The 21670-nt window shown below is 64.1% G+C and carries 25 protein-coding genes and 1 riboswitch; of the genes, 21 read left to right on the top strand and 4 right to left on the bottom strand.

Annotation, left to right across the window (positions count from 1 at the left end):
- The first annotated feature begins 383 nt into the window (after positions 1 to 383).
- The 3 genes from IIB36_12015 to IIB36_12005 are packed head-to-tail and all read left to right on the top strand — an operon-like array spanning position 384 to position 2316.
- Positions 384 to 1016, top strand: coding sequence for a hypothetical protein (locus IIB36_12015; GenBank protein ID MCH7532466.1), 633 nt, complete (start codon positions 384 to 386; stop codon positions 1014 to 1016).
- Positions 1013 to 1795, top strand: coding sequence for an ABC transporter ATP-binding protein (locus tag IIB36_12010; GenBank protein MCH7532465.1), 783 nt, complete (start codon positions 1013 to 1015; stop codon positions 1793 to 1795). Before IIB36_12015 ends, IIB36_12010 begins: the two co-directional genes overlap by 4 nt.
- Positions 1792 to 2316 carry a hypothetical protein gene (locus tag IIB36_12005; protein MCH7532464.1) on the top strand — a complete coding sequence of 175 codons (525 nt, stop codon included), beginning with the start codon at positions 1792 to 1794 and terminating at the stop codon, positions 2314 to 2316. Before IIB36_12010 ends, IIB36_12005 begins: the two co-directional genes overlap by 4 nt.
- Positions 2317 to 2321: 5 nt before the next feature.
- On the opposite strand, the gene IIB36_12000 is transcribed toward IIB36_12005, so the two are convergent.
- Positions 2322 to 2615, bottom strand: a complete 294-nt coding sequence (locus tag IIB36_12000; GenBank protein ID MCH7532463.1) for a transposase — start codon at positions 2613 to 2615, stop codon at positions 2322 to 2324.
- Positions 2543 to 2926, bottom strand: coding sequence for a transposase (locus tag IIB36_11995; GenBank protein MCH7532462.1), 384 nt, complete (start codon positions 2924 to 2926; stop codon positions 2543 to 2545). The genes IIB36_12000 and IIB36_11995 overlap by 73 nt, the downstream gene beginning before the upstream one ends.
- Positions 2927 to 3090: 164 nt before the next feature.
- Between IIB36_11995 and IIB36_11990 the strand changes: the two genes are divergently transcribed.
- The 6 genes from IIB36_11990 to IIB36_11965 all read left to right on the top strand — a co-directional run bounded on the left by IIB36_11990 (position 3091) and on the right by IIB36_11965 (position 9476).
- Positions 3091 to 3516 (top strand): ATP-binding protein, encoded by a 426-nt coding sequence (locus IIB36_11990; protein MCH7532461.1) that lies wholly within the window; start codon positions 3091 to 3093, stop codon positions 3514 to 3516.
- A gap of 48 nt (positions 3517 to 3564) precedes the next feature.
- Positions 3565 to 4557, top strand: a complete 993-nt coding sequence (locus IIB36_11985) for an EamA family transporter (GenBank protein ID MCH7532460.1) — start codon at positions 3565 to 3567, stop codon at positions 4555 to 4557.
- A 56-nt stretch (positions 4558 to 4613) separates the two neighbouring features.
- Positions 4614 to 5213, top strand: coding sequence for an RNA 2',3'-cyclic phosphodiesterase (gene thpR, locus IIB36_11980; GenBank protein MCH7532459.1), 600 nt, complete (start codon positions 4614 to 4616; stop codon positions 5211 to 5213).
- Complete coding sequence (locus IIB36_11975; GenBank protein ID MCH7532458.1) at positions 5210 to 5884, top strand: hypothetical protein; 675 nt, start codon at positions 5210 to 5212, stop codon at positions 5882 to 5884. Before thpR ends, IIB36_11975 begins: the two co-directional genes overlap by 4 nt.
- Positions 5885 to 7246 (top strand): sigma-54-dependent Fis family transcriptional regulator, encoded by a 1362-nt coding sequence (locus IIB36_11970; protein ID MCH7532457.1) that lies wholly within the window; start codon positions 5885 to 5887, stop codon positions 7244 to 7246.
- Positions 7247 to 7287: 41 nt separating this feature from the next.
- A riboswitch (cobalamin riboswitch) is annotated at positions 7288 to 7489 on the top strand.
- A 19-nt stretch (positions 7490 to 7508) separates the two neighbouring features.
- Positions 7509 to 9476, top strand: coding sequence for a TonB-dependent receptor (locus IIB36_11965; protein ID MCH7532456.1), 1968 nt, complete (start codon positions 7509 to 7511; stop codon positions 9474 to 9476).
- A gap of 51 nt (positions 9477 to 9527) precedes the next feature.
- Here IIB36_11965 and IIB36_11960 read toward each other — a convergent pair whose 3' ends face one another.
- Positions 9528 to 10337, bottom strand: coding sequence for a matrixin family metalloprotease (locus tag IIB36_11960; GenBank protein ID MCH7532455.1), 810 nt, complete (start codon positions 10335 to 10337; stop codon positions 9528 to 9530).
- A gap of 274 nt (positions 10338 to 10611) precedes the next feature.
- Here IIB36_11960 and lepB point away from each other — a divergent pair, with 274 nt between their 5' ends.
- The 12 genes from lepB to rseP all read left to right on the top strand — a co-directional run bounded on the left by lepB (position 10612) and on the right by rseP (position 20813).
- Positions 10612 to 11286, top strand: coding sequence for a signal peptidase I (lepB, locus tag IIB36_11955; protein ID MCH7532454.1), 675 nt, complete (start codon positions 10612 to 10614; stop codon positions 11284 to 11286).
- Positions 11287 to 11416: 130 nt separating this feature from the next.
- Positions 11417 to 12268 carry a sigma-70 family RNA polymerase sigma factor gene (locus IIB36_11950; protein ID MCH7532453.1) on the top strand — a complete coding sequence of 284 codons (852 nt, stop codon included), beginning with the start codon at positions 11417 to 11419 and terminating at the stop codon, positions 12266 to 12268.
- A gap of 131 nt (positions 12269 to 12399) precedes the next feature.
- Entirely contained in the window at positions 12400 to 12828 is a 429-nt protein-coding gene (rplM, locus tag IIB36_11945) for a 50S ribosomal protein L13 (protein MCH7532452.1), read from the top strand.
- Between the two features lie 17 nt (positions 12829 to 12845).
- Complete coding sequence (rpsI, locus tag IIB36_11940; protein MCH7532451.1) at positions 12846 to 13247, top strand: 30S ribosomal protein S9; 402 nt, start codon at positions 12846 to 12848, stop codon at positions 13245 to 13247.
- A 282-nt stretch (positions 13248 to 13529) separates the two neighbouring features.
- Positions 13530 to 14564, top strand: coding sequence for a 30S ribosomal protein S2 (rpsB, locus tag IIB36_11935; protein MCH7532450.1), 1035 nt, complete (start codon positions 13530 to 13532; stop codon positions 14562 to 14564).
- A gap of 146 nt (positions 14565 to 14710) precedes the next feature.
- The gene (tsf, locus tag IIB36_11930) at positions 14711 to 15307 is read left to right on the top strand and encodes a translation elongation factor Ts (GenBank protein ID MCH7532449.1); all 597 of its coding nucleotides are present in this window, start codon (positions 14711 to 14713) and stop codon (positions 15305 to 15307) included.
- 16 nt (positions 15308 to 15323) lie between these two features.
- Positions 15324 to 16049: a UMP kinase gene (locus IIB36_11925; protein MCH7532448.1), complete on the top strand. Its 726-nt coding sequence runs from the start codon at positions 15324 to 15326 to the stop codon at positions 16047 to 16049.
- A gap of 36 nt (positions 16050 to 16085) precedes the next feature.
- Positions 16086 to 16637, top strand: coding sequence for a ribosome recycling factor (frr, locus tag IIB36_11920; GenBank protein MCH7532447.1), 552 nt, complete (start codon positions 16086 to 16088; stop codon positions 16635 to 16637).
- Between the two features lie 27 nt (positions 16638 to 16664).
- Positions 16665 to 17408 carry an isoprenyl transferase gene (locus IIB36_11915; GenBank protein ID MCH7532446.1) on the top strand — a complete coding sequence of 248 codons (744 nt, stop codon included), beginning with the start codon at positions 16665 to 16667 and terminating at the stop codon, positions 17406 to 17408.
- A complete protein-coding gene (locus IIB36_11910; GenBank protein ID MCH7532445.1) occupies positions 17405 to 18292 on the top strand; it encodes a phosphatidate cytidylyltransferase in 888 nt (295 codons plus the stop codon). Before IIB36_11915 ends, IIB36_11910 begins: the two co-directional genes overlap by 4 nt.
- Positions 18289 to 19461 carry a 1-deoxy-D-xylulose-5-phosphate reductoisomerase gene (locus IIB36_11905; protein ID MCH7532444.1) on the top strand — a complete coding sequence of 391 codons (1173 nt, stop codon included), beginning with the start codon at positions 18289 to 18291 and terminating at the stop codon, positions 19459 to 19461. The genes IIB36_11910 and IIB36_11905 overlap by 4 nt, the downstream gene beginning before the upstream one ends.
- Positions 19458 to 20813, top strand: coding sequence for an RIP metalloprotease RseP (gene rseP / locus IIB36_11900; protein ID MCH7532443.1), 1356 nt, complete (start codon positions 19458 to 19460; stop codon positions 20811 to 20813). Before IIB36_11905 ends, rseP begins: the two co-directional genes overlap by 4 nt.
- 8 nt (positions 20814 to 20821) lie before the next feature.
- Here the strand turns inward: rseP and IIB36_11895 are convergent, their stop codons facing one another.
- Positions 20822 to 21643 carry an MBL fold metallo-hydrolase gene (locus tag IIB36_11895; GenBank protein MCH7532442.1) on the bottom strand — a complete coding sequence of 274 codons (822 nt, stop codon included), beginning with the start codon at positions 21641 to 21643 and terminating at the stop codon, positions 20822 to 20824.
- Positions 21644 to 21670 lie beyond the last annotated feature (27 nt).

Genomic DNA, 21670 nt, shown 5'->3' with positions numbered 1-21670 from the left:
TGGCGGGAGGCTGGCTGGTTTTCTTAGCGTCTATCTCACTGCTCGCAGTTGCGGTTCGGCGCTTCCCCGCGATTGGTTTCTGGACGGCTTTGCTCGGGTTGATCCTGACGGCGTCCGTGGTCCTGCGGCCTGAAGCGGCCCTTGAGTTTCCTGGCGTCACGACCATGGCTTCTACCTTGGACCCAGGAGGTAGGCTCCTTTCGGCTATTGGACGCCTAGCGGCGCTACTGCTAGTGGCGGCCGGGGCAGCGGGACTCGTCTGGGCCATCCACCATCGGGACGAGGACGGCTTTTTCCCGCAGCTGCCCCAAGCTCGTCACTCGTGGCTCCTCCGAGAGGTGCAGAATCGCTTCGGCGCCGGAGTGCGTAAGGAGGTTGCCCTGATGTGGAGAGCCACGCTTCTGCGCAATGCCATGGCAGCTTCTTTGGCCTGGGCTGTGTTCGTCGCGGTGGTTGGCATACCCTTCGGCCTCGTCATGGTCTTCCTGTTCTGGCTTCAGATGGCCTTCAATATCTTTGCCTTCGACTATCCGCTCGGGGGTGTCTCGCGGTACCGCCTGCTGCCAGGCGGTCCTGTAGCGGCTCTTCACCTTCGTGAGGCGGTCATCCACGGCGTCATGGCCATGCTCACCCTTCCGTTGGCACTGGTGACGGTTGTGACCAGCGGCGGCAACATTGGTGACGTAGTCGGGTGGTGGCTGATGGGCCACGCAGCGTTTTCGATGACCGCTGTTGCCGGGCGGTTCACGAGCCTGGCGCGACCCAAGGCACTGCATGTGTGGCAGTTCTTCGTCCACGGAGGAGTCCTGACCTGGTGGGGCTACCTCGCTGCGTTGGTCACCTTGGGGGGGATCGTGTCCCTGGGGGTGGGCGTGTACGCCGGCTTCGCCGCAGTGGTGGCACGTGGGGCCCTGGCACGCGGCCTGTCGCTTGCTACGACCGCCGGGCTGCTCCTCTCACTCCACGCGCTGGTGCGGAGAGAGGAGCGCCGTTCCTATCGGATCGTAGGTCAATGAGCGATGTCGGAGCGGCGCCTCCAGCTTCGGGCGAGGCGATTCGCGTGAGTGGGCTCGACGTACACTTCGGTGTGGTCAAGGCCCTCTGCGGTCTGGACCTGACGTGCTCCCCAGGGCACATCGTAGGCGTCATCGGACCGAACGGAGCGGGCAAATCGACGTTGGTTCATGTCCTTGCCGACCTCGTTCGCCCGACCCAAGGCGTAGTGAGACTACTGGGCCGGGGCTACGACACGCCGGCGGACACGCGGTGGATCCGCAGGCAGGTGGGGTTCTTGATATCTGACGGTGCGCTGTTCGAATACCTCACGGGCCGTGAAATGCTCGATTTCCTGGTGGAATCCTTCCAACTCGGGTCGGCTGGGGAGGGCCGGGCTGATGAACTCACCCAAATGCTCAATTTGGACGAATACCTGGATCGCGTGGTCGCTACCTATTCCAGTGGCAATCGCAAGAAACTGGCGATCAGCGCGGCCCTGATCCACGATCCCCAGGTCATTGTCCTGGACGAACCATTCGAATCCCTGGACCCGATGAGCGTTGTCCGCCTCCGCGAGCATCTCGGAGAGTTGGCCTCCGCCGGCCGGGCCATCCTCGTGACCTCCCACATCCTGTCCGTTCTTGAGAGCATATGTCATGAGGTCGTCTTGATCTACCGTGGTCGTGCCCAACTGACCGGTAGCATGGACGCAATACGATCGCGGGGTGCGGAGGCTGGACGTGGATCAGCCCTAGAGGCGCTGTACCTAAGTGTCGTGAACGAGCAGGAGGAAGCATGACAGGGTGGAGGACCATGATCTTCGGTCTAGCTACCGTCGCCATGACGCCGGCGTGGGGCTGCGGTGACGCAGGAGCCCCCAGCCAGGAGCTGGTCGCCGCCATTCAGGGCGGCGAGTTTCTAGGCACCGATGGGGTGACCCTACAGGAGCAGGACGCCGACTGTGGACCGGCCGTCCTTCACATGCTTCTTGCGGAGGTGGGCATCCATGTCCCTTACGAAGTGATTCTGGCTCTTCATCCGAATCCTGAGGAGTTCTGGTCCTTCGCGGATATGCGGGAGCACGCGTCTTCCCATGGCTTGGAGATCCGTGGCTTCCGGGCCAACATCGTCGGGCTTCGAGGCGCTAGACTTCCTCTTGTGGCCCACCTGCAGGATCACTTCGTTCTGGTGGACTCGATCCATTTGGCGCGTATCCACGTCCGGGACCCCTTCGTGGGACGATTGGAATACACGCCCGAGGCGTTTAATGAGAAATGGACAGGTAACGTTCTGGTGATGACGGAGCGTGAGAGTTCCTGAGAGGTCTACGCAGCGTTGGTGCATGGCTCAGAGCTGAGGACAGAATCCTCCATCCCCGGCATCACCACGTGAGCAGGCAGGCGCGTAGCGCGTAGACTCGTGGGGCGATGCCGATAGCCGTGACGCGAAAGGGGAAGGTAGCCGGCCCACCCGTCCGTACGGACAAGTGCCCCCTCGCTCACCGTACTCTTGATGAAGGGGATGAGGCTGGCTGCTGAGGCGTCGTCTAAGCGGTGGAGCCCATGCCCAGGCCGTCTGGTAGCTTCCCAGACCCAGGATGCGTTGCAGCCCCAGGGCACTCACCCCGTGTTTCTGGTTCGTGAAATACCACATCGCTTGGAACCACAGGCGTAGGGGTTCTCGCGTGCCCCTCAAAGAGAGTCCCTGCCGTGACGGAGGTCTGACGGGCACAGCTCGAGCATCGAAACAACCCCCGGCTCGTCTCCCACGCCCCGGCGGCACCGCACCCGGGACAGTAGAAGCCTTCAGGCCACCGAAGACGACGCAGAAAATCCTCGCACGCGGCCTCCGACGCGAACCGCTCGTCAACTTCCACAAGCGTCCGCAGGTAATCCTCGCCCCCGACCGGGTGATCCGATTTCTCTGACACCACCATATCTTGGGGTCAGGAGAGCGAAGTGGATAGCTCCTTCGACGGATACCCGGGCGGCGTGGGTCTTTGTCCTGTCAGGATGACATGGCAAAAAGGCAACGCAGGGGTGCCCGTGCGGCTTCTGGGGGGACGGCACCGATCGGTGTCTCTGCGATCCCACGGTGGTTCACCGCTACATGGGGCGGGTCTCGGGACCGCTCATCGACCGAATCGACCTGCACCTACATATCCCGCCGGTGCCGTTCGAGCATCTGTCGGGAGACGGCGAGGGGTCGAGCAGCGCCCAGATCAAGGAACGCGTCTCAAAGGCTCGACGGCTCCAGGAGGCCCGCTTCGAGGGGGTCGAGGCGGTGCACGCCAACGGCCAGATGCGTCCCATGGAGTTGCGTCGCTGGTGCCGGCCGAGTCGAGCCGTGTCACGCCTCCTTCAACGCGCGGTCGATCGCATGGGTCTGTCGGCGCGCTCCTACCACCGGATCTTGAAAGTGGCCCGCACGATTGCCGACCTGGACGGCGTCGAGGAGATTCGCTGCCGCGACGCAGCCGAGGCTCTCCAGTACCGATACCTGGATCGCATGCGGGGCTGATCTAGCGGCGCGTTGAAAGCCCTGCGCGGTTCGGTGAGCTTTCTCGCCATGTCTGCGTCCGGTCCCCACCGCCCGCCCGCCCTGATCGCGATCGTACTCGCGTTCGTGGCTGTGTACGTGATCTGGGGCTCGACCTACCTCGCGATCCGATGGTCGGTCGAGACGATGCCGCCGTTGCTCATGGCCGCGGTACGCTTTCTCACGGCGGGCGCCGTGCTCTACGGATGGTACCGCGCTCGGGGCATGGAACGGCCCAGCACGAAGCAGTGGACGGCCGCCGCCATCTCAGGCGGCCTCCTGCTCGCAGGAGGCAACGGGGCTGTCGTCGTCGCCGTGCAATGGGTGCCCTCCGGTCTCGCCGCATTGCTGGTCGCTTCGGTGCCCCTCTGGATCGTTCTGGTCGATTGGCTCGCTGGAGCCCGCGTGCGCCCCGCGACGCGGTCTGCTGTCGGGGTCATCGTCGGCTTTGCGGGAATCGCACTACTGGCCGGTTCTCCGGGCGTCGGTGCCGGCGGAGCACGGGAGGCGTTCGGCGCGGCGCTCGTGCTCGGTGGTGCGCTCTCATGGGCTGTGGGCTCCATCTACTCCAAGTATGCAACGGGTCTCCCACGCCCTGGTCCGTTGGTGAGCATGCAGATGTTGGCCGGGGGAGGCATCCTCCTCCTGATGTCTCTCGCGGCCGGTGAGCCATTCTCGTTCGACGTCAGCGCGGTGTCGTTGAAGTCAGCGCTTGCCCTGGTCTATCTCATCACGTTCGGGGCGATGGTCGCCTACACGGCCTATATCTGGCTCTTGACCGTTGTCTCCCCGGTGAAGGCCACCACGTACGCGTACGTGAATCCGTTGGTCGCGATGTTCTTGGGGTGGGCTCTCGCGGACGAACCGCTGACCTTCCGTTCGCTCGGGGCCGCGGCCATCATCCTCGGTGCGGTCGTGTTGATCACGACGGAAGCGGGGACGCGCTCGACGGAGGAGCAACGGCTTGGTGGGTCACACCTCGCTACGCGATCGAGGGCGCAGAGCGGATCGACTGGACCGTGAGTGGGGTGTCATGTGTAACTCAGGACTTCATAGTTCACTCTAGGAATCGAGACAGAATGCGGCTCTTTATTGGTCTCACGTTCCCGAAAAAGCAGCGCGAGCGAATCCATCGTGCTGCCCGCGTCCTGCGGGAAGAAGAGCTGCCGGTTCGGTGGGTGAATCTCGAGAACTATCACGTCACACTCAAATTTCTCGGAGAAGTCCGGCCCGAGGCCGTTCCGTCGATCGAGGCGGCGATGGTGAAGGTCGCGAGCGCGACGGCGAGTTTTTCGACCGAATTCGGCGGATTTGGGGCGTTTCCGACCATTCGGCAGCCTCGCATGCTCTGGCTGGGCGTAGGCGCGACCGCCGCACTGCGGTGTCTCAAGCAGGACATCGAGTGGGCGATGGGCGACTGCGGCTTCGAGGCGGAAACGCGGTCATTCCACCCCCATATCACGTTGGGGAGGGCGGACGCCCGCGGCGGGGCCGGCGCGTTCAGGGGCCTCGACCAGCTCGTCGCCGATATGGAGTTCTCGGCTGAGGTGAAGGTGCGATCGATCGATCTCATTCGCAGCCACCTCTCGAAGCACGGTGCGCGCTATAGCGTAGTGTCCAGTGCGAAACTCGCCCCAGCGCGCAATTCGCCACCTAAGGGGTTCGGGACTCGCGCATGAAGAAGATCCTCGTCGCCGTCGTCCTGATCCTCGTCGCGTACGCCGGTTTTCGGTGGGGCCCGGCGGTCTTTCCGGGTATCGAGCGGGCGTTGGGCATCGATCCCACGGTCCCAGCGGTTCCGAAAGCACAGCCAACGCCCGAACTCGCCGAGCAGACGTTGGACCTCTTCGAGCAGTTCCGAGCCGGAGAAGCCGGTGACCGGCTCATGCTCGGGGGCAACGAATTGTCCGCCGTGTTGCGGTATTCGCTACCCGGAATCGTCCCTCGCGGGATCACCGCACTTACGATCGAGTTGCACAGGGGACGTGTGCACCTGTCGGCCAGGGTCGCCGCCGAGGCCTTCCCGGAGTTGCCCCGGCTCGATCAGATCATCGGCTTGCTTCCAGACACGATCCTGATAGAGGTCCGCGGCTCGCTCGTGCCCCTGGACCAGCGTCGTTTGGCGCTGCTCGTCGATCGGCTACAGGTCGCGAGGATTCCCGTTCCGGCGCGGCTGGTCGCCGAGGTGCTCAAGGCATTCGGACAGTCGCGCCCCGCGAGCCTGCCGGACGACGCGATCGAGGTCCCGCTGCCCGATGGCCTGCGGTCGGTGTTCGTACAGAGAGACAGCTTGGTGATGCTCGCCGACCTGCGTCCTGCGCCCGATGACGTGCGTGAGGGGACGCGGTAGATGGCAAGGCTGTTGGTAGTCGATGACGAGAAGGGGATCCGGGAGGCGCTCGTTCAGCTCTTCGAGTACGAGGGCCACGACGTTCGTGCCGCCGAGGATGGGCCCGATGCGCTTCTCACGGCCGAGTCCTTTCACCCGGACGTGATCTTTCTGGACGTAAAGATGCCCGGCATGGACGGCATGGACGTGCTGGCACGCCTCCGGACCGAATGTCCCGGGGCGTTGGTCGTGATGATTTCGGGTCACGGGACGATCGAGACGGCTATCGACGCAACCCGGAAAGGCGCATACGACTTCCTCGAGAAGCCGCTCGACACCGATCTCCTCCTGGTCACCCTGGGCCGGGCGCTCGAGCTCAAGGGGCTCACCGACAGCGTCGCGGACCTCAAGAGTCAGGTCGAGAGCCGATATGAGATCGTCGGCACGTCCTACCAGGTCCGGCAGGTGCTCGACCGTGTGGAAAAGGTCGCCCCGACCGAAGCTCGTGTTCTGGTCACTGGGGAGAATGGAACCGGCAAGGAGTTGGTCGCTCGAGCAATTCACCGGCTCTCGTCACGATCCGACAAGTCGTTCGTGGAGGTCAACTGTGCGGCGATCCCATCAGAACTGATCGAGTCGGCCCTCTTCGGGCACATAAAGGGATCGTTCACGGGGGCTGTCGCCGACCGGGAGGGGAAGTTCGAACAGGCGCATGGCGGGACACTCTTTCTGGACGAGATCGGAGACATGTCGCTCGAGGCTCAGGCGAAAGTTCTCCGGGTGCTCGAGCAAGGAGTCCTCACCCGCGTAGGTGGCTCCAAGTCGATCGAGGTGAATGTTCGGGTGATCTCGGCCACGAACAAGGATCTCGAGCGCGAGATCGAAATCGGTGCTTTCCGCGAGGATCTCTTCTACCGGTTGAACGTAGTCCCGATTCAGATACCTGCTCTGCGCGAGCGACGCGACGACGTCCCGATGCTGATAGACCACTTCTGCGAGCGGATCGCGAACGGGCAAGGCGTAGTCCCGAAGCGCTTTTCGGCGTCCGCCATCGAACGGCTACAGGCCCTTCCGTGGCCCGGGAACGTACGGGAGCTTCGCAATACGGTCGAACGCCTGCTCATTCTCTCGGGATCCGACGAGGTGGGACCGGAAGACGTCGATCTGCTCGCTTCTGGGAGGGGCGGCTCTCAGCGCTTGGCCGGGGAGATCCTCGGACTCGAGACTTTCGTAGAGTTCAAGGAGAGCGCCGAGCGCGCGTACATCGTTCAGAAGCTGCGTGAGAACGAATGGAATGTTGCCGAGACCGCGCGCCGGATCGAGATGCCACGCTCGAATCTCTACAAGAAGATCGAGCGCTACGGCCTCGTGCGGGACGGCTAACGTCTAGGCTGCGCGGGGTCAGGGCCGCCCTTTGCCGCAAGGCCTCGATCGATATATGTTCTCCCACGATTGATCATACGGGTGGGCCATATCGGAAGCCGGTGAGATTCCGGCGCGGCCCCGCCACTGTGAGAGGTCCGACGTAGTCGGAACGGCTGTTCACCAGAGCCACTGGGGTTGACCCCTGGGAAGGCGAGCAGTCGGCCTCGAGCCAGGAGACCTGGACCACCCGTCCCAGCCGAACATCTCCGTGGGGGGGGGTATGGCCCGCAGAATTCTGTCCGTCCTGGCATTCGCTGCTCTTTTGAGCCCGTCCTCGCTTGTCGCGCAGGACCGCGCATTCTCGCTCGAAGGCTTGGTCGTCACGACGAGCCCCACAGCCCGAGCCGCCAACGCGATCTCTTCCAACGTCACCGTGCTCGAGGGAGCAGAGCTGCGGACCGCAGGCCTCGCCACCGTTGAGGACGCGCTCCGAACCGTGTCCGGGCTGGCCGTCGTGCAAAGTGGCTCGTTCGGCGCGGCGACCTCGGTCTTCCTACGGGGAGGGGAGAGTGACTACGTCCTGGTGTTGCTGGACGGTGTCCAGGTAAACCAGCCGGGAGGTGCGTTCGACTTTGCGGCGCTCACGCTCTGGAACGTGGAGAGGATCGAGATCGTGCGCGGTCCTTCCAGCGCGCTACATGGATCGGACGCGGTGGCCGGGGTCATCCACATCATCACTTCGACAGGGCGCGGACCCATGACAGGAACCCTGTCGATGCGTCTCGGCTCCTTTGGGCGGCGTGACTGGTCCGCGCAAGCAGCCGGTGGGACGGAGCGGGCCGGATACAGTATCTCGCTGTCGCGCTCCAGGACCGACGGGATCCTGGCGTTCAACAACCGGCACGACAATACGGTGATGAGCGGTCGGGCGAGCTTCTTGCCGGACGATCGGACGCGCGCCGACGTTTCCTTTCGCATCGGCGACCGCGAGTACCACTTTCCCACGGACGGCTCCGGCAACGTGGTGGACCGGAACGCGTTCACGTATGGAGACGAGACCCTCTTGAGCGTCTCCATCCGGCGTGCGCTCTCGTCGCGCATCGATGTACAGGCGCGCATCGGCGTCGTAGATACGGACAGCGGTGCGGACGACGCGCCCGACGACGCCGCCGACTCGCTGGGGTTCTTCGGTTTCACGAGTCTCGACCACGTGCGACGCGGGACTGTCGACCTGCGCGCAAACGTGCTCCTGGGGGATTTCGTGGCCACCGGCGGATGGGAGTTCGAGGAGGAGCGCCAGCGTTCGTTCACCGAGTCCCTGAGCCAGTTCGGTGCGTCTTCCGGCCGGAGCGAGTACGCGCGCCTGAACAAGGCGTACTACGTGCATGTGACCGGTGAGCGGAGCCGCATCGCGGTGAACCTCGGCCAGCGGCTCGAGGACAATGAGAGGTTCGGCACGTTCGGCACATGGCAGATAGGTGCTTCGTGGCTGGCCTCGGAGCGAATCGGTACTCGCCTCCGCGCCTCCGCCGGCACCGCACTCAAGGAGCCCACATTCTTCGAGAACTTCGCGACTGGCTTCGCGAGAGGGAACGAGAATCTCGAGCCGGAGCGCTCTCGCTCGTGGGAGCTCGGGATCGATCAGGTCCTCTTTGGCGGCGAAGCACACTTTCGCGCCACCTGGTTCGACCAGTCGTTCGAAGACTTGATCCAGTACACCTTCGCAACGGCAGCTCCGACTGATCCGAACTTCTTCAATGTGGCGGCTGCCAACAGCAGCGGCCTGGAGGTCGAGGTCGACGGCGTACTCGGTTCGTTCCGTGGCTCCGCTTCGTGGACCCGACTCGACACCGAGGTCACCGACTCCGGATTCGACGAGGGGCCGGGCGCGACCTTCGTCGTGGGGGAATCACTGTTGAGGCGGCCCAAGCACACCTTCAACGCGCGTGTGGCCGCCGACGCGGGCGGCCGCGCACAACTGTTTGCCGACGTCTCCGTCGTCGGATCGCGGGCCGACCGGGACTTCACACAGTTTCCGGCCTCGCCCGTACAACTGGCTCGCTACATCAACCTCGCTTTGGGCGGATCTATCGAGGTCGTCGCTGCCGAGGCCGGCGGGCCCGGGTTCGTGTTGGAGCTTCGTGCGGAGAACGTGCTCGACCAGGACTTCGAGGAGGTCTTCGGCTTCCGGGCGCCCGGCCGAGCGCTGTACGTGAAAGGCGTCCTGACTTTCGGCGGCGAGCGCTGATGCCCCCAATCGTCTGGCTCTAGCAGCCCGGCTGCTAGCAGCTAGCTCAGCTCAGTGGATGATCGTGGTGCCGTCCGCCAGCGCGTACAACGCCACCATGGTGCGGTAGTCGCGTGCGCTCAGCGAGGTCGCGGTATTCGTCGGGTACATCACGTCGCGCGCGTTGTCACTGTGCATGATGCCCAGGGCGTGGCCCATCTCGTGCGCCGCGCTAAGTCGCACCTGACGGGGGTCCAGCGTGCGGCTCCCACCGAAGGGGCTCTGGGTGGCGAGCTCGAGCATGAGGACCTCCAAGCCCCCCCTCGCGGACCACTGGGTGCGCGCCACTCCGATCTGACGGCCGCCGAGTGAACGGCGCCACTGCACCGCGAAGTGTGCCTCGCGGTTCCCCCGCTCGTCCACAGAGATCGGGAAGGGCTGACCACTCCACTGCCGCACCCCCGCGGCGGCCCCGACTTGGAGCCGGCGGGCGTCGCCGGATGGCAAGAAGTCAGGTCGCGGAATGTGCACGACGATCGTGCCCTGAAAGTCCTTCCACCGACGGATCTGCACCATGCCCTTGGACTCAAGCTCCGCACACAAGTATCCGACGTTCAAGCACGCACTCTCGGCGGACAGCACTGGCCCCGCCGTACCCTCAGACCGCGCGGCGAGTCCTCTTCGCGCCGCCCCACCGTCCAGCTCGGAATCACACAAGGGGTCATGAGCTTCATCACACGGTTGGGAAGTCTCGTCGAGGTCCTGGGTCGTCGAAATGCGATCACGCATCATTGCGAAGAGTCCGGAGAGCACGAGCAGGATCGCGAGGAGCGAGAGGGGGCTCGGACCCCGGCCCGACCGCAGCAGAGCTAACAGGGGCATATATGGTCTCCGGGTTGTGCCTCCCTAAAGACTATATCCGATCTCCTGATCTGCGCAGTGTCTCTGCGGAACGACGTCGAGCAGGCTGTGTATGCCCTGACACCCGCCGGCGCTCGAGGAGTACGGTGAGCTCCAAGGGCGGACAGGTTATTCGGCGCCGGCGCGCCTTTCGAACGTCTTGGCAAGAAGCGAGGACGGTGTGCGAGGATCGGGGGGAGACCGGGGCGTCGTCGAGGAGATTCTCCTCCAACAGCAGCGCGCCGAGACGGGCGTCATGGCCGGCATCCGGGACTGGGCCAGGTCTCTCTTGGTGGCGTTCGTGCTTTTCGTCGTCATCCGGTCCTTCGGCGTCGAGGCTTTCAAGATCCCTACCTCCTCGATGGAAAACACGTTGCTCGTTGGTGATTTCTTGCTGGTGAACAAGGCTGTCTACGGGACACGGGTTCCCGGCACTGACCTCCGACTGCCCGCTATCTCCCAGCCCCGCCGCGGGGACGTGGTCGTCTTCAACCCGCCGCACGAGCCCGATCGGAACTATGTGAAGCGGCTCGTAGGGCTCCCGATGGATACGCTGGAGATGCGGGACAAGCGTCTCTACCTGAACGGCGCCCCGCTGTACGAGCCGTACGTCCAGCATGTGGATCGGCCCGGCGACGCGGGGCACCCGGATATGCGGTGGCAATCCAACCATCTGGTCGCCGCACCGATGCGGGAGTATCAGCCTACCCGGGACAACTGGGGTCCGATCGTCGTGCCACGGGAACGCTACTTCGTGCTCGGCGACAACCGAGACAACAGTGAGGACTCGCGGTACTGGGGCTTCGTCCACAGGGACGCGATCCGGGGCAGGCCCTGGTTCGTCTACTACTCTTTCGACCCGCGGGGGAGTGAGCGTGCGCCCTGGCTGCGGGAGATCCGTTGGAGACGCATCGGAACTGCCGTACGCTAGAAGGCTGCCGGGGCTAGGTTGCGCGAGACTCGACCGCGTCCGATTCTACCCCCCCGACGCCCCCTCGTCGGCCGGCTTGCTCGGCCCGTCGAGGCTGCTCGCTCCTTCAGAGACCGCTCGCCGCCCAGCAATGACCTTCTCTGCCCGACGCGGTGCCTTCAAGGAAGGCTCGCTGGATCAGTACCTGAAAGAGATCAGCCGGTATCCGTTGATCGACAGGGCAGAGGAAGCACGACTCGCCAAGCTGATCCGGGTCGGTGAGGAGGAAGCCCTCAACAAGCTCGTGCGTTCCAATCTTCGCTTCGTCGTGTCCGTCTCGAAGAAGTACCAGAACCAAGGGGTCCCCCTCTCTGACCTGATCAACGAGGGGAACCTGGGGCTGATCAGGGCCGGCCATAAGTTTGACGAGACCAAGGGCATCAAGTTCATCAGCTACGCCGTCTGGTGGATTAGGCAGGCGATCCTCCAGGCACTGGCCGAGCAGAGCCGGATCGTACGCGTGCCCCTCAATCGTGCCGGAGCCCTCCACCGTATCGGCCGCCGAAGCTCGACGCTGCTACAGGAGTTGGGCAGGGAACCCACCGTCGAGGAAATCGCCGATGGCCTAGACATCACGCAGGAAGAAGTCGAGCGGACGCTCGCGATCTCGCAGTCACACCTGTCGCTGGACGCCCCGATGACCCCTGGGGAAGACAATCGTCTGCTCGACTATCTCCCCGACCAATACTCGCCGGGCCCCGAGGACGAAGCGTACTCCCACGCGCTCAAGAATACCGTCGAGGAAGCGTTGGGTACGCTCAAGGAACGCGAAGCGAAGATCTTGCGGCTGTACTTCGGGCTGGACGATCAAGAGCCGATGACACTCGAGCAAATCGGAGCCATCCTCGGCATCACCCGGGAGCGGGTGCGGCAGATCAAGGAAAAGGCGTTGGTTCGGCTGCGCCATGCCTCGCGGGCAAGGTTCCTCGAAACCTTCATGTAGGTGCGGGCTGGTCACCCTGCGACCCCTCGGAAAGCCCCGTCCTATAAGGCCAATCGCCCGTTGACACCCATCTGGGTCCCAGATATCATTTACAGCTCTGTTTTAGAATCGCCGTTTTGTCGATAGTGGGCATGAGAACGTATACGCCAAAAGCTGGAGAAATCACGCACCACTGGTGGGTCGTCGACGCGACCGACAGGCCGCTCGGACGACTCGCCACGCAGATCGCCGTGATTCTTCGGGGCAAACATAAGCCGATGTACACCCCTCACCTGGACGTGGGCGACAACGTGGTCGTCGTCAACGCCGAGAAGGTGGTGCTCACCGGGAAGAAGGCCGATCAGAAGACGTACTTCCGCCACTCCGGTTATATGGGTGGGGAAAAGCACATCCCCTTCCGCCGCATGATCGAGACGCACCCGGAGCGGGTGATCGAGCTCGCTGTCAAGGGCATGCTGCCGAAGAACGCTCTCGGTCGGACGATAAGAAAGAAACTGAAGGTATACGCGGGCGCGGATCATCCCCATCAGGGCCAGCGGCCCGAGCCCCTGGACATCTGAAGAGGGATCCGAGCGATATGGCAGGCGAAGTCAAGAACCAGATTCAGACGGTGGGACGCCGCAAGAGGTCTGTCGCGCGGGTGATTCTGCGCCCGGGTGCCGGCGAATGGAAGGTCAACGGTCGTGAGATGGCCGACTACTTCCCCCGTCCAACGCACCAGATCCGCGTGCAAGAGCCGTTCAAGGTCACGGATCTCGAGGGGCAGTTCGACGTTACGATCCGCGTCCACGGGGGCGGCCTCACGGGGCAGTCCGACGCGGTGCGCATGGGGCTGGCGCGTGCCATCCTGCAACACGACGAGGAGCTGCGCCCCCTCCTCCGCGAGAGGGGCATGCTCACCCGGGACGCGCGTCAAGTGGAGCGCAAGAAGCCCGGCCAACCGAAAGCCCGAAAGCGCTTCCAGTTCTCGAAGCGCTAGTGTCCTTTCCCAGAAGTTCGGCGAGCACCGAGGGCGCCGAGGCGCCGCGACCACTCGCCTGTCGGCGAGCGGTGCCCCAAGGCGCGACGACGACGAATAGCAGGGCTATGGGATACCCGCGCCGTAGGCGTGGGTCGAGGAGCAACGCAGCCAGGGTGGATGCATCGGTGCCCGAATGCCGGCGCACTTCTGGGACAGGACACTAGAGTACTCAGGGCGTGCCAACGCCCTGACATCCTGATCGGGGCGTAATCAATCGGCCCCACAAGAAGAGATGGCAAAATGTCTCAGATAGGCCTCAACCAACTCCTGGAGGCCGGAGTACACTTCGGTCACCAGACGCGCCGTTGGAACCCGAAGATGAAGCCCTTCATCTTCACCGAGCGCAACGGCATCCATATCATCGACCTGCGCAAGACGCTCGATCGGCTCAAGATCGCGCAGCAGGCCATTCGCGAGGTCGTACTGCGCGGGGACCGAGTCCTCTTCGTGTGCACGAAGAAGCAGCTTCGGACCATCGTCGAGCAGGAAGGCGAGCGCTGCGGGGCGTTCTATGTGACCGAACGCTGGCTGGGCGGCATGCTCACCAACTTCCAGACGATCCGGAAACAGATTCGCCGGCTCAAGGAGCTCGAGCGCGGCCAGGAAGAGAACGCTTTCGAGTTCTACACGAAGAAAGAGCGGCTCGTCCTAGATCGAGAGCGCCTCAAACTCGACAAGTACCTTGTGGGCGTGAAGGACATGAGCCGCTTGCCCGGCGCGATCTTCATCGTCGACGCCAAGCGGGAGATGATCGCGGTTCGTGAGGCTGCCAAGCTCAGTATTCCAATCATTGCGATCACTGATACGAACGCCGATCCCGACCTCGTCGACTTCCCGATCCCGGGCAACGACGACGCCATCCGCTCGGTCAGCCTGATTGCCAAGGCGATCGCGGATACGATCGAGGTTGCCCGCAAGGAGGTTCCGGACGAGGAACGCCGCCGGGTCGATGATTTGGCGGCGACGGTGTACTCGACCGAAACGGGAGAGACGACTGAAGGTCAGGCCCCGCAGCGCAGACGTCCGCGTCGCAAGCGGCGTCCGCGTCCCGAGGCGATCGCACAGCTGATGGACGGCGAGGGGCGCGCCGGAGCGGCCGATAGCTCGCAGGGGGAGTCGGCGTCCGCAACGGACGTAGGCGAGGCTCCGGAAGCCGCAGCAGAGGAAGCCGCGTCAGAGGACGGCGCGACGGAAACGCCTGCCGAGGAGTCCGACGCCGATCGGAAGACGGTGGCCGACGAGCAGACTGAGGAGTCTGCGGAGTCCGAGGGATAGTCCACCCTCGGGGCCGGGTGGCATTCCCGGCTGAGTTCTGGCATAAGCAGGACCGGTGAGAGGCGGCAGAGGCACCGGACGTCCCGGTCCGCTCCGCCTCTTTTTCAGCCCTGAATGATGAAAATGGCACGATGAGCGATACAACGATGATCAGCGCGAAGGATGTGAAGGAGCTCCGCGACATGACCGGCGCGGGGATGATGGACTGCAAGAGGGCGCTAGCGGAGACGGAGGGCGACCTGGAGAAGGCGGTTGATCGGCTGCGCGCCAGTGGGGCCGCCAAGGCGGCGAAGCGATCCGAGAAGTCGGCCAATGAGGGGACCATCGGCAGCTACGTTCACTTCGACAGCCGGACCGCGGTCATCGTCGAGCTCAACTGTGAGACCGACTTCGTCGCCAACACGGACGACTTCAAGGCCCTCGCGAAGGATCTCGCGCTGCATGTTGCGTCGATGGCGCCGTTGGCGGTTTCTTCTGACGACATCCCGGCTGAGGTCATCGAGCGCGAGCGCGCGGTGTACGTCGAGCAGGTGAAGCAGGAGGGCAAACCCGATAGCATCGCCGACAGGATCGTCGAGGGTAAGTTGAACAAGTTCTTCAAGCAGAGCACGCTCATGGCGCAGCCCTTCGTGAAGGACTCCGACAAGACGATCGAGGAGCTGATCACCGAGGTTTCCGCCCGCACGGGAGAGAAGATCGAAGTGACGCGCTTCTGCCGCATGAAGGTTGGTGAGACGCAATAGCGAGGGGGCGGAAGCGATGAGCAACGTGGCTCCAGATCTTCGATACAAGCGAGTGCTTCTCAAGCTGTCCGGTGAGGCGCTCGCCGGGGATCGTGGCTTCGGGATCGATCCCTCCGTCGTCGACCAGCTCACCGACGAGATCCGATCCATCGTGGAGATGGGCGTGACGCTGGGCGTCGTGATCGGTGGCGGCAACATCGTGCGCGGAGCGATGGCGTCCAAGGAAGGGATGGACCGTGTTCAGGCGGACTACATGGGTATGCTTTCCACCGTCATCAACGCGCTTGCGGTTCAGGACCTCCTGGAGCACAAAGGCGTGGAGACTCGGGTCATGACCGCGATCCGGATGGAGGAGATCGCAGAGCCGTATATCCGGCGGCGGGCGTTGCGCCACATGGAGAAGGACCGCGTCGTACTGTTCGCGGGAGGCACAGGGAACCCGTACTTCTCCACCGATACCGCCGCGGCGCTGCGGGCGATCGAGATGGGGTCCGACGTCGTCATCAAGGCCACGAAAGTACAGGGCGTGTATACTGCTGACCCGGCGAAGGACCCCGACGCCGAGTTCATCCCGAACATCACGTTCCAGGAGATCGTGAGCCGCGAACTCGCCGTGATGGATGCGGCGGCGGTGTCGCTTTGCAAGGAGAACGGCCTCCCGATCATCGTGCTCAACCTCGAGAACCGCGGCGCAGTCGCGAGTGCGATCCGTGGTGAGCACGTGGGAACCCTTGTATCGTAGCAGATCGACGCTCGTTCACAGTTTCCGGAGGTTGTGATGCCGACCGTGGAGGATGCAAGGAAGCGCATGGAGGCGGCGCTCGACGCCCTCCGGCGTGAGTTCGCAACCGTACGCACGGGAAAGGCCACACCGGCCCTTCTCGATACCGTACGGGTCGACGCCTACGGCTCGAAGATGCCCATCAATCAAGTCGCCACCGTGAACACTCCGGAGCCGAGCCTGCTCGTGGTGCAGCCCTTCGACAAGACCCTGCTCGCGGACATCGAGCGGGCGATCATGGTGGCGGATCTGGGGCTCAATCCGGCCAACGACGGCAACATCATCCGAATCCCGGTTCCACCGCTCAACGAAGAGCGTCGGAAGGAATACGTGAAGCTCCTGCACAAGATGGCGGAGGAGGGGCGTGTCTCGTTGCGGCACGCACGTCGCATCGTGCGGGAGGAGATCCACGGGCTCGTGAAGGAACACGAGCTCGGTGAGGACGAGGGACGTCGACGCGAGGACGCGCTCGAAAAGCTGACGCACGAGTACGGCGACAAGATCGACGAACTGATGAAGCACAAAGAAGAAGAGGTGATGGCCATCTAGTCGGCCATCTACCAGTCGGCCATCTGGATGTCCTCGCAGCGCCTCGATCGCATTCGTTTGAACGGCGACGTGCCTCGGCACGTCGCCGTCATCATGGACGGGAACGGGCGCTGGGCTCGCCAGCGGTCCTTGCCGCGGCACCTCGGGCATCGGGAAGGCATGAAGTCGGTGCGCGAAACGATCGAAGGTGCCCTCGAGACAGGCATCGAGGTCCTCACGCTTTTTGCGTTTTCGACCGAGAATTGGAACCGGCCGCAGCAGGAAGTCTCAGCACTGATGTCGCTGCTGCAGCTGTACGCCCGCAGGGAGCGGGACGAGCTCAAGAGGCAGGGCGTCGAGGTGCACGTGTTGGGGGATCTGGATCGCATCGACGATCAAAGCCGGCGCGCAGTGGACACGATCGTCGAAGGCACTCTTGGGGGGACCGAGCTCCGCCTCAACCTGATGATCTCCTACGGGGGCAGGGAGGAGATCATCCGCTCGGCACGCATTCTGACCGAACGCGTCGCCCGGGGTGAGCTGTTGCCGGAAGAGATCGACGACGAGGCGTTGAGCTCCACGCTCTTCACGGCTGGACTGCCGGACCCCGACTTGCTCATCCGCACGTCGGGAGAGTACCGACTCAGCAACTTCATGCTCTGGCAGCTGGCGTATACGGAGCTCTACGTTTCCCAGGTCCTCTGGCCCGACTTCGATCGCGAGAGCCTCTTCGAGGCGGTTCTGGACTACCAGCGGCGTGAACGCCGATTCGGTCGCGTAGGAGCGACGTGAGCCCGGGGAACGAGCTCGGGCGGCGGTGGGCCGTTGCGATCGTCGGAGTCCCGGTTGTTCTTGGGCTGCTCTATGCGGGCGGTTGGGTATTGGCTGTGCCCGTCGCGATACTCGCCGGACTCGGAACGATGGAGACGTACCGCCTCGCCGAGCAAAAAGGCACGCGCCCGTTCCGCTGGCTCGGCGCCGCCGCCGCGGCTGGGCTCGTACTCCTCGCCGCGGCGTACCCCAGCTTCACAGCCTTTGCCCCTTGGGCCCTGACCGTTGTCGTAGCGGTCGCGTTCTTCGCCGTGCTCGCGGCGATCGCGCGCGGAGCGGACCGCCACCCCCTCGCGTCCGTGGCGGCCACGCTCTTCGGCACGCTCTATGTCGGTTTCTCCTTGGCGTTCGTACCCATGCTGCACGAGCTGCCGTCGATCGATGCATGGGGAGAGGTGATTCCGAAGGCGGGGATCGGTTTACTCGTGGTAGCACTACCCCTGACGAGCACCTGGATCGGGGACTCAGTCGCGTTCTTCGCTGGCACCGCCTGGGGTCGAACCAGGATTCTGCCCTCGGTCAGCCCCAAGAAGAGTTGGCTCGGGTCGGTGGTGGGCCTGCTCGGCGCGGCGGTCGGAGCAGCGCTATGGCATCTCGTGGCTGAACCGTATTTGCCAGGGATGCCGATCAGAAGGGTGGCAGTCGCGGCTGTTGTGGGCGCCGTACTAGGAGTGGGCGCCCAGGTCGGAGACTTTGCGGAGTCGCTGTTCAAACGGGAGGCCGGAGTAAAGGATTCGGGCACGATCTTCCAGGGGCACGGGGGCGTACTCGACCGGCTCGACGCCCTCATCGTCACGCTTCCGATGGCGTACGCACTACTAGTTCTGTTAGGAAGCACACGGTGATTCGGGTCGCGATCCTGGGATCCACCGGATCGATCGGGAAGAGCGCTTTGCAGGTCATCGCGCGGCATCCCGACCGGTTCCAGGTCGTCACGCTGGCGGCGCAGCGCCAGGTGGAGGCACTGTGGGCCCAGGTGGAGAAGTTCTCTCCCCGGCTGGCCGTGCTAGCGGACGAATCGGTCCCGCTCCCGGCGAGCTCTAGCCTGACTCGGTGGCAGTCGGGCCGTCAGGCGCTGCTCGCCGCGGCCGCCGACCCGGAAGTCGACGTGGTCCTGAACGCACTGGTGGGCGCCGCCGGACTAGAGCCCACGCTGATGGCGCTGGAGGCAGGACACCGCCTTGCCCTCGCGAACAAGGAATCGTTGGTCGCGGGCGGCGCGCTCGTCTTGCGGGCGGCAGAGATGGCAGGGTCTCGGATCGTGCCGATCGACTCGGAGCACAGCGCCATCCTGCAGTGCCTCGAAGGCAGTAGACCCGAGTCGGTCCGGCGTCTTGTGCTCACGGCGTCCGGTGGTCCGCTACGAGGGCGGAACCGAGAGGAGCTCTGGCACGTCCGGCCTGAAGATGCGTTGCGGCACCCTACTTGGAAGATGGGGGCGAAGATCACGATCGATTCGGCCACGCTCGCAAACAAAGCGCTCGAGGTCATCGAGGCTCACTACCTCTACGGTCTCGCTTACGACCGGATCGATGCGGTTGTGCACCCTCAGTCGATCATCCACTCCTTCGTGGAGTTCGTTGACGGCTCAGTGCTCTCGCAGCTCGGGTTCCCCACCATGGAACTGCCGATACTGTATGCACTGAGTTATCCTGAGAGGGTGGAAGATGAGGCGTTACGAACGTACGACCCGGTGCGGTCGTCGCCGCTGACGTTCGAGGAGATAGACCGGGCGGCGTTTCCACTCTTTGGCCTCGGCATCGAGGCAGGGGTGAAGGGTGGGGCGGCGCCAGCCGCGTACAACGCCGGGAACGAGATCGCGGTTCAGGCGTTCCTGGAAGGAAGGATTCGGTTCCCGGAGATGGCGGATGTGGTTAGCGAAGCCATCGAAGGAGTCGGGGTGGGGCAACTAACGAGTGTAGAGGATGTGCTGGCCGTCGACGGGACGGCACGGGCGGTGGCCACCGAGGCGGCTCATCGGCTCGGTGAGGCGAGAATGGGAACGACTTCATGACTCTTTTGGCAACAATCATCGTGCTCGGTGTGCTGATCTTCGTGCACGAGCTGGGTCACTTCGCCGCAGCGAAGGCGGTGGGTGTGCAGGTACAGCGGTTTTCGATCGGGCTGGGCCCCAAGATCTTCGGGGTGAAGCGTGGTGAGACCGAGTACGTACTGAGCGCGATCCCGCTAGGCGGATACGTGAAGATGGGCGGCATGGACGACGAGGTGATGGAGCGGCTCGAGGGTGGAGGCGAGGCGCCCCGTGAGCCGAGTGCGCGTGACTTCGACGCGCAGCCGATCTGGGCGAGAACGTTCGTGATCTCTGCGGGCGTGATCATGAACATGCTGTTCGCGTTCGGCGTGTTCACCTTCGTCGCCGCGAAGTGGGGCATGGGCGAGTGGAGCACGACCCGCGTAGGCCACGTCGTTGCTGCCGCCCTGCCGGCGGGGACGGGGGATCTCGCGGAAATCCCGGCCGGAAGCCGCTTCGTACGCTTCGGGGATTCCGAGGTCCACGACTGGGGCGACGTGCGGCGTGGCTTCTACGGGTCCGACCCTGGTCCGATCGAGATCGAGTTGGCCGAGCCTCGCATGGTCATCGAGATCCGCATCCCTGGCGAAGAGTCCGACCGGCGCGATCTCTTCAGTTCCGTGTTGCCTTGGGCCGAGGCCGGTGTAGGAGCCGTGAAGCCGGGCTCACCCGCGGACCAGGCGGGACTCGAGGCTGGGGACCGGATCGTCTCGGTGTCGGGCATCCCGGTCGAGCACTGGTACGAGTTTGTGCGCTTGATCGAGGCTCGACCCGGAGAGCGTGTCGAGCTCGGGATCGTGCGCGACGGCCAGGAGATCATGCGTCCGGTCACGCTCGATTCTGAGGAAGGGCGGGGCGTGGACGGCTCCGTAGCCCTTTTGGGGAAGGCGGGAATTTACCCGCCAGAGGGTGACGTGGTCTACCATTCCGTCTCCCTCGGAGACGCCTTCGTGTTCGGCTACGGGCGGACCGTCGGGGTCACGCGAATGATTCTCGGTTTCCTCAGAGATCTCGTCACCGGTGGCGTCTCGCCCCGTTCCTTGGGCAGCATCGTCATGATCGGTCAGGCGTCCGGCCAGGCCGCGGCCGCAGGCATGAGCACGTTCCTGAGCTTCATGGCGCTGTTCAGCATTAATCTGGCAGTGCTGAACCTACTCCCGATCCCCGTGCTGGACGGTGGCCATCTGGTCTTCCTGGGAATCGAAGCGGTCCGCGGCGGACGAGGGCTTTCGCTCAAACAGAAGCTGCGATGGAGCAACGTCGGCTTTCTAGTCATCGTCGCCATCATGCTTTGGGCGCTGTCGAACGACTTCTTGCGCCTTCTGGGTATCTAGAGCTACAGCTACAGGAAGCTGAGCTGGCTCGGACCGGCTCTGTAGCGAAGCTCTTCCACGTCGAGTAGGGCCGTCGGCCGATCTTGAAGCGCGATCTCCAGATGCCCTGACCAGCCAGCCTTTTCGAGCGCCTCTCCGACGACGCTGTGCGCGAGGGCCGGCCGGTTGCACTCCTTGGACAAGTGGGCTAGGACGACGCAGGCTAGCCGCGGATGGAGCAGGTCAATCACGAAGCGTGCCGCTGCCTGATTGGAGAGGTGTCCGTGGCTCGATGCGATACGGCGGCGTACCGAGGCCGGGTAGCCGCTGGTATGCAGGAGAACCTCGTCGTGGTTCGCCTCCAGAATCAGGAGGTCACACAAGGACAGCGCATGCCGGACCTGAGCGGTGGGCCGTCCCAGGTCGGTGGCGACCCCGAGACGAAGGCCCGTGCACTCGTCGACGAGCGCGACGCCCACCGGGTCGGCCGCGTCGTGCACCGTCAGGAACGGCTCCACGCGAACATCTCCGATGTTGAACGCCCGTCCGGGCCGGTACTCGACGATCGTCTCTTCGCCCCGCAGCAGCTTCGCGCACGCCGCCCGCGTGCGTTCGGTCATATACAGCGGTGTGCCATGCCGGCGAGCAAAGACCCCCATGCCACGAGTGTGGTCGCCATGGTCGTGCGTCACGATGATGGCGTCGATCTTGTCGGGACCGTGGCTGAGAGTTTCGAGCCGGCGCGTGAGGTCCTTCCCGCTGAAGCCTGCGTCGACGAGCACGCGGGTGTTGCCGGCCCAGACGAAGGTCGCGTTGCCGGCACTCCCGCTGCCCAAGACCGCGACCCTCATGACCGGCCCCTCCTGGCTACCACGGGC

Source organism: Gemmatimonadota bacterium, from assembly GCA_022560615.1.
GTDB lineage: Bacteria > Gemmatimonadota > Gemmatimonadetes > Longimicrobiales > Gaopeijiaceae > UBA1138.
Note: the sequence above shows the minus strand (reverse complement) of the source record. Positions and strands in the feature narration are given on the sequence as shown.

What these genes read in the sequence shown, in the direction of transcription:
- IIB36_12010 (MCH7532465.1), top strand. Translation starts at nt 1,013, where the DNA reads ATGAGCGATGTCGGAGCGGCGCCTCCAGCTTCGGGCGAGGCGATTCGC.
- IIB36_11985 (MCH7532460.1), top strand. Translation starts at nt 3,565, where the DNA reads ATGTCTGCGTCCGGTCCCCACCGCCCGCCCGCCCTGATCGCGATCGTA.
- IIB36_12005 (MCH7532464.1), top strand. Translation starts at nt 1,792, where the DNA reads ATGACAGGGTGGAGGACCATGATCTTCGGTCTAGCTACCGTCGCCATG.
- IIB36_11895 (MCH7532442.1), bottom strand. Translation starts at nt 21,643, where the DNA reads ATGAGGGTCGCGGTCTTGGGCAGCGGGAGTGCCGGCAACGCGACCTTC.
- frr (MCH7532447.1), top strand. Translation starts at nt 16,086, where the DNA reads ATGCCGACCGTGGAGGATGCAAGGAAGCGCATGGAGGCGGCGCTCGAC.
- IIB36_11925 (MCH7532448.1), top strand. Translation starts at nt 15,324, where the DNA reads ATGAGCAACGTGGCTCCAGATCTTCGATACAAGCGAGTGCTTCTCAAG.
- thpR (MCH7532459.1), top strand. Translation starts at nt 4,614, where the DNA reads ATGCGGCTCTTTATTGGTCTCACGTTCCCGAAAAAGCAGCGCGAGCGA.
- IIB36_11970 (MCH7532457.1), top strand. Translation starts at nt 5,885, where the DNA reads ATGGCAAGGCTGTTGGTAGTCGATGACGAGAAGGGGATCCGGGAGGCG.
- IIB36_11960 (MCH7532455.1), bottom strand. Translation starts at nt 10,337, where the DNA reads ATGCCCCTGTTAGCTCTGCTGCGGTCGGGCCGGGGTCCGAGCCCCCTC.
- rpsI (MCH7532451.1), top strand. Translation starts at nt 12,846, where the DNA reads ATGGCAGGCGAAGTCAAGAACCAGATTCAGACGGTGGGACGCCGCAAG.
- IIB36_11975 (MCH7532458.1), top strand. Translation starts at nt 5,210, where the DNA reads ATGAAGAAGATCCTCGTCGCCGTCGTCCTGATCCTCGTCGCGTACGCC.
- rplM (MCH7532452.1), top strand. Translation starts at nt 12,400, where the DNA reads ATGAGAACGTATACGCCAAAAGCTGGAGAAATCACGCACCACTGGTGG.
- IIB36_11950 (MCH7532453.1), top strand. Translation starts at nt 11,417, where the DNA reads ATGACCTTCTCTGCCCGACGCGGTGCCTTCAAGGAAGGCTCGCTGGAT.
- rpsB (MCH7532450.1), top strand. Translation starts at nt 13,530, where the DNA reads ATGTCTCAGATAGGCCTCAACCAACTCCTGGAGGCCGGAGTACACTTC.
- tsf (MCH7532449.1), top strand. Translation starts at nt 14,711, where the DNA reads ATGATCAGCGCGAAGGATGTGAAGGAGCTCCGCGACATGACCGGCGCG.
- IIB36_11965 (MCH7532456.1), top strand. Translation starts at nt 7,509, where the DNA reads ATGGCCCGCAGAATTCTGTCCGTCCTGGCATTCGCTGCTCTTTTGAGC.
- IIB36_11915 (MCH7532446.1), top strand. Translation starts at nt 16,665, where the DNA reads ATGTCCTCGCAGCGCCTCGATCGCATTCGTTTGAACGGCGACGTGCCT.
- rseP (MCH7532443.1), top strand. Translation starts at nt 19,458, where the DNA reads ATGACTCTTTTGGCAACAATCATCGTGCTCGGTGTGCTGATCTTCGTG.
- IIB36_12015 (MCH7532466.1), top strand. Translation starts at nt 384, where the DNA reads ATGTGGAGAGCCACGCTTCTGCGCAATGCCATGGCAGCTTCTTTGGCC.
- lepB (MCH7532454.1), top strand. Translation starts at nt 10,612, where the DNA reads ATGGCCGGCATCCGGGACTGGGCCAGGTCTCTCTTGGTGGCGTTCGTG.